6 protein-coding genes and 2 pseudogenes are annotated in these 5,421 nt (G+C 64.9%); 3 read left to right on the top strand and 5 right to left on the bottom strand.

Annotated elements, in window-relative coordinates:
- A partial coding sequence (locus AC2VOU_RS19765; RefSeq protein ID WP_486958889.1) for an MFS transporter occupies positions 1–752 on the top strand: 752 nt, incomplete at its 5' end.
- Here AC2VOU_RS19765 and AC2VOU_RS19760 read toward each other — a convergent pair.
- Both AC2VOU_RS19760 and AC2VOU_RS19755 read right to left on the bottom strand, forming a co-directional pair.
- Positions 713–1,996: a competence/damage-inducible protein A gene (locus tag AC2VOU_RS19760; RefSeq protein WP_486958888.1), complete on the bottom strand. Its 1,284-nt coding sequence runs from the start codon at positions 1,994–1,996 to the stop codon at positions 713–715. The genes AC2VOU_RS19765 and AC2VOU_RS19760 overlap by 40 nt on opposite strands.
- Positions 1,997–2,006: 10 nt before the next feature.
- A complete protein-coding gene (locus AC2VOU_RS19755; protein WP_486958887.1) occupies positions 2,007–2,327 on the bottom strand; it encodes a thiamine-binding protein in 321 nt (106 codons plus the stop codon).
- Between the two features lie 29 nt (positions 2,328–2,356).
- Here AC2VOU_RS19755 and dtd point away from each other — a divergent pair, with 29 nt between their 5' ends.
- Both dtd and AC2VOU_RS19745 read left to right on the top strand, forming a co-directional pair.
- The gene (gene dtd / locus AC2VOU_RS19750) at positions 2,357–2,788 is read left to right on the top strand and encodes a D-aminoacyl-tRNA deacylase (RefSeq protein ID WP_486958886.1); all 432 of its coding nucleotides are present in this window, start codon (positions 2,357–2,359) and stop codon (positions 2,786–2,788) included.
- 19 nt (positions 2,789–2,807) lie between these two features.
- Positions 2,808–3,728 carry a class I SAM-dependent methyltransferase gene (locus tag AC2VOU_RS19745; protein ID WP_486958885.1) on the top strand — a complete coding sequence of 307 codons (921 nt, stop codon included), beginning with the start codon at positions 2,808–2,810 and terminating at the stop codon, positions 3,726–3,728.
- Positions 3,729–3,790: 62 nt separating this feature from the next.
- Here the strand turns inward: AC2VOU_RS19745 and AC2VOU_RS19740 are convergent.
- From AC2VOU_RS19740 to AC2VOU_RS19730, 3 genes and pseudogenes are all read right to left on the bottom strand, one after another.
- A pseudogene (locus AC2VOU_RS19740) lies at positions 3,791–4,096 on the bottom strand (acyl-CoA synthetase); the annotation flags it as partial.
- Positions 4,097–4,101: 5 nt separating this feature from the next.
- Positions 4,102–4,633, bottom strand: a pseudogene (locus AC2VOU_RS19735) (acyl-CoA dehydrogenase family protein); the annotation flags it as partial.
- 326 nt (positions 4,634–4,959) lie between these two features.
- The coding region (locus AC2VOU_RS19730; RefSeq protein ID WP_486958884.1) for an SDR family oxidoreductase at positions 4,960–5,421 on the bottom strand (462 nt) is incomplete at its 5' end.

Raw genomic sequence — 5,421 nt, 5'->3', positions numbered from 1 at the left:
TGAGCATCATCCCGGCGATGATCAGTCTGATCATCCGCTACCGCGTGCAGGAGTCCGAAGTCTGGGAAGCCGAGCGTCGTCGAATGAAGGTGACGCGCAGCAGGATCCGCGATGTTCTGCGCGACGCCGCGGTTATCCGGAGGTTCGTCTATCTGGTGCTGCTGATGGCGGCATTTAACTGGATGAGTCACGGCACCCAGGACGTGTATCCGACATTCCTGTCCGCCACCCACGATGGCGGCGCCGCACTCCCCCGCGCCAGTGCCAGCTGGATTGTGGTCATCTACAACGTCGGCGCCATCGCGGGCGGGCTGATCTTCGGATCGCTGTCGCAGCGGTACAGCCGCCGTTACACCGTGGTGTTTTGTGCGGCGTTGGGTTTGCCGATCGTGCCGCTGTTCGCCTACTCGCATTCTGCTGCGATGCTGTGTCTGGGCTCGTTTTTGATGCAGTTCGCGGTGCAAGGTGCATGGGGCGTCATCCCGGCGCACCTGACGGAGGTGTCGCCGGCCGCGATACGCGGCTTCTATCCCGGAGTCACCTACCAATTGGGCAATGTCCTGGCGGCGTTCAACCTGCCGATCCAGGAAAGCCTGGCCGAGACTCACGGCTATCCTTTTGCGTTGGCCGCCACGATCGGTCCGGTGTTGATCGCAGTCGCGGTGTTGACGGCGATCGGCAAGGACGCCACCGGAATTCGTTTCGGCAGTAGTCAGGGCAGCGCGACCGGCGGCAGAGATTCGAGCGCTTGACGCAGCAGATGCATCGCCACCGTCGTCGATCGCTCCCGGATGTCGTTGCGGCCGCCGGGAAGTCGAAGCGTGCGGGTCGAGGACCCGCCATCGGCCAGGGCCACGGTGAAACACACTGTCCCGACCGGTTTGTCTTCGGTTCCGCCGTCGGGGCCGGCGATCCCGGTGATGGACACGGCGGTGTCGGCACCGAAGCGGCGAAGCGCGCCCGCCGCCATCGCCTCGGCGACCGGTTCGGACACCGCGCCGTGCGCTTCGATCAATGCGGGGTCGACGCCGAGCAATTCGGCCTTCGCGTCGTTGGCGTAGGTCACCAGGCCTCCGACGAGATAGGCCGAGGAGCCGGGCCGTTCGGTGAGCCGAGCCGCCAACAGCCCACCGGTGCATGATTCGGCCGTCGCGATCCGGCGCTCGGTCGACAGCTGCGCGATCTGGTCGTCCACCGTGGCGCCGTCTTCGGAGAAGACCTGCTGACCATGCCGGTTCCGGAGCAGTTCTGCCAGCCGGCGATAGGTGTCGACGGCGTCGGGCTGATAACGGGTGACGATCTCGAGCTCGCCGCGGCGCAGACAGGTGGTGATTTCCAGCGCGCTGAATTCGGGTATGTCATGCTCGGCCTCGCGCAGCGTCTCGGCCAGGCTGGATTCGGGCAGCCCGAACATCCTGATGGTGTCCTGGCGGTAGACGGTTCGGCCCGCGATGGCGTGCTGGACGGCAGCTGTCTGCACCGCGCTGTTCCACATCGGCTGCAGTTCGCGTGGCGGACCCGGCAACACGACGACGGTCGGTTGACCCTCGATGACGACGCCGGGAGCGGTACCGACCGGGTCCATCACCACGGCCCCGACCGGGACCATGGCCTGCTTGCGGTTGGCGGCGCGAACGGCCCCGAAATCGCTGGAGCCCACGCGCGCCATCAGCCTCTTCAAAATCTCGGCGATCTTGTTCTCCAACTCGGGGTCCAGCGCGAGTTCGCGGTCGCAGAACCGGGCAACGGTGGCCACCGTCATGTCGTCGGCGGTGGGCCCGAGTCCGCCGCTGGTGACGATCAAGTCGACACCTTCGTTGGCCAAAAAGCGCAGTTGCGCTTCGATGTCGGACGCCCGATCGCCGCAGATGGTGATGTGGGCCAGTTCGACGCCCAACTCAAGCAGGCGATCGGCCAGCCAGGGGCCGTTGCGGTCGGCCACCCGGCCGGTCAGGACCTCGGTTCCGGTGACGACGATGCCTGCGCGTGCGCTCACCGATACGACATTAGGCGTGCCGGTCGGGGCCTGCAGAAAGGTGTCGCTCCAGGGACTCGGTCTTGCTGGTCATGGCGTCGGTGACGCCGGATCGCCAGTCAGCCTTGATCACCACACTGACCCGATTGGCGCGCGCCGCAACCGCCTCGACGGCGCGTTCGACGACGGCCATCACCTGGCTCCAGCTCTCCCCTTCGACGACGGTGAACATGGCGTCGGTTTTGTTCGGCAACCCCGATTCGCGGACCACCCGGACTGCCTCGGCGACGATGTCGCCGACGCCCTCTCCGACTCCGAGCGGCGTGACCGAGAACGCAACCAGAACTGACATCTGGCGAGCGTACGTGGCAGCATCGGGTCGTGCGGGTTCTGGTGCAACGAGTCGCATCGGCGGCGGTGTCAGTCGACGGCCAGGGTATCGGTTCGATCCGGCCCGCTGGCCAGGGTTTACTGGCGCTGGTTGGAGTGACACACGACGACGACGTCGACAAAGCTCGGCAGCTCGCCGAAAAGCTCTGGCGTTTGCGGATTCTTGACGAGGAGCGGTCCGCATCCGACACCAACGCGCCGATCTTGGTGATCAGCCAGTTCACGCTGTACGCCGACACCAGCAGGGGTCGGCGCCCGTCGTGGAACGCCGCGGCGCCGGCTGCGCTGGCGCAACCGCTGGTCGAGGAGTTCGTGGCAGCGCTGCGGGTTCTGGGCGCCGAGGTGGAAACGGGGATCTTCGGCGCCACGATGCGCGTGGAGCTGGTGAACGACGGGCCGGTCACCGTTCTACTGGAGTTGTGAAAGGAAAAGGGGCCATTCGATGAGCGCAGCACAGGACAAGTGGGGCATCGATCGCTCCGACAATGACACCTGGGACATCGTCAGCAGCGTCGGCTACACCGCGCTTCTGGTCGCGGGATGGCGTGCCTTACATGCACTGAGCGCACAGCCGTTGGTGCGCGACGAATACGCCAAGCATTTCATCGCCGCCGCCCAGGATCCGTTTCTCACCGGTGCGCTGGCCGATCCGGGAACCTCGGAAGGCGCGTTGACCTTCCCGCGACTGTATGGCGTACAGACCCGGTTCTTCGACGATTTCTTTAGCTCCGCATCCGAGGTTGGGATACGGCAGGCCGTCATCGTGGCGGCCGGGCTGGACTCGCGGGCGTATCGGTTGCCATGGGCGACCGGCACAACGGTATTCGAGATCGATCAACCGGAGGTTCTCGAGTTCAAGGTGCGGGTTCTCGCTGAGCAGGCCGCCGCACCCACCGCCCGACGCATCGACGTCGCGGCGGATCTACGAGAAGACTGGTCGATACCGTTGCGCGCAGCGGGGTTTGACACCGCGGTTCCCAGTGCCTGGTCGGTCGAAGGTATCCTGCCGTATCTCACCGGTGACGCGCAGGACACGCTGTTCGACCGAATTACCGAACTCTCGGCGCCAGGCAGCCGGCTCGCGATCGGCGCGCTGGGCTCGCGCCTCGACCACGACCGGCTCGCGGCCCTGGAAGAGAACTACCCGGGTCTCAACCTGTCCGGTGAGGTGAACTTCTCCACGCTGACCTACGACGACTCGACGAAAACCGAACTCGCGGGTTGGCTCACCGCACATGGTTGGACGGTCGAATCCGTCCGCACCAATCCCGAACTGCAGCGGCACTATGGTCGGACCGCTCCCCAGGTCGACGTGGAGATCGACGAGATCATGCACTCGGAGTACGTCACGGCATCCCGCTGAGTTGGCAGCCAGCGCCGAATGTGCGGCTTATAAAGGTGATTTGGCGTATTGCACCCGACGACCTACACAGTCGGCGAACCGGGGCGCTCGGACATCGCGGCGTAGGCAGTCCCCCGGCCCACTCGCTGCCACAGCACCCAGCCTTCGGCGCTGACTCCGGCACGGATCAACTCACGTTTGAGGATCTTGGTGGTCGCCGTATGCGGAAGCGCATCGTTGATCCGGACGGACCGGGACCAAGCCTCCGGTGACAAGTCCGGTGAAGTGGCAAGGAATTTCTCGAACTCCTCAGTCAGGGATTCGCCGTCGTCCAGGACGAAGGCAGCCCTCACCTGGTCACCCACCGATTCATCCGCAACCCTGTACATCCATGGGGATCGGTTCTGACGCAAAGCCATCCATGAGTTGCCCGGTTCGCGATGCTGTTCCAGATCTTGGATCCGGTGATTACCCACTCATCCCCGTCGCGGACCGCCCGAGTCCGCAGACTGGCCAGGTCGCTACCCGCCTCGGGTTCTGCAGTAGCCAACCGCGCAGATCAGCTCGCCGCGAGCGATCGGCGGGAGGAACTCGCGCTTGTTTCCCTCGGTGCCGTGCCGCATGATCATCGGCGCCACCGACGTCACGGTGAGATCGGGGCCCGGTACGCCGCAGTACTCGAATTCCCGCATCAACAGGTGCTGATGTATTGCGCCCAGTCCCAGCCCGCCGTACTCCGACGGCCAGTTCAGCCCGAACCAGCCCCGTTCGCCGATCCTGCGCCGAAAGGCCGCGACCTCCCCATCCGCAACTTCCTGACCGTGCTCGCTCAATTCGGATCGCAGCGCCGGCGTGACGTTCTCGGTGAGGAACGCGTGTACCTCAGCCTGCCAGGCCGTCTGCGCCGCATCGAGTTGGAAATCCACCATCCTTTTGGTAGCGGGTTTTATGAAACTACGCGCGGGATTGACGAAATCGAACCTGGAGCCCTAGGGCATGCGCGGGTCGCCGGACGACAATTCGAAAGTGCAACTACCGACGGTCCCACTCGGGAAATGCCTCGGCAGTTGCACTCTCGCGGAAGTCAACGAACGGAGATGCGGCCGGAGTGCCCCCGCGGCACGCGGCTCGGACACGGCATGACCGCGTTGACGTGGGCCCCCTGGATGGGCGAGGGCGTCGTGCCGAACGACTGTGCGGGCTGCTGCGCCGCGATCCAACGGCGTCGATAGCGCCTGAGTGCAACTAACGGTCAGAACTTGTGCGGGACGTCGTTGACCAGCCCGCCATCCATCACGAACTCGGCGCCGGTGGCGTACGAAGACTCGTCGCTGGCCAGGAACAACACAAAGCTGGCCACCTCCTCGGATACACCGGGGCGGCCCATCGGAACGGTGACCATGTCGTCGGGAAAGTGCTTGGTCATCGGTGTCCGGATGAAGCCGGGGTGGATGGAGTTGACCCGGATGTGGTGCGAAGCGAGTTCAAGCGCAGCTGATTTGGTCAGGCCGCGCACCGCCCACTTCGAGGCCACGTAGGGGTGCACCATCACTGCCCCGCGCAGACCTTCGATTGACGAGACGTTGATGATCGAGCCGCCGCCGGCGGCCTTCATCGGCTCGACCACGGCCTGGATGCCGTGGAAGGTGCCGTTTAGGTTGACGTCGATGACCTTGTTCCACTTGTCCACATTGAACTGGCCCAGCTGGCCGAG

The organism is Mycobacterium sp. TH-M25 (assembly GCF_057473665.1).
The sequence above is the reverse complement of the archived record's forward strand: the minus strand, read 5'-3'. Positions and strand labels throughout refer to the sequence as shown.

Bases quoted from the DNA above. Each gene is read 5' to 3' on its own strand.
- AC2VOU_RS19755 (WP_486958887.1), bottom strand. From the start codon at position 2,327: ATGTCAGTTCTGGTTGCGTTCTCGGTCACGCCGCTCGGAGTCGGAGAG.
- AC2VOU_RS19745 (WP_486958885.1), top strand. From the start codon at position 2,808: ATGAGCGCAGCACAGGACAAGTGGGGCATCGATCGCTCCGACAATGAC.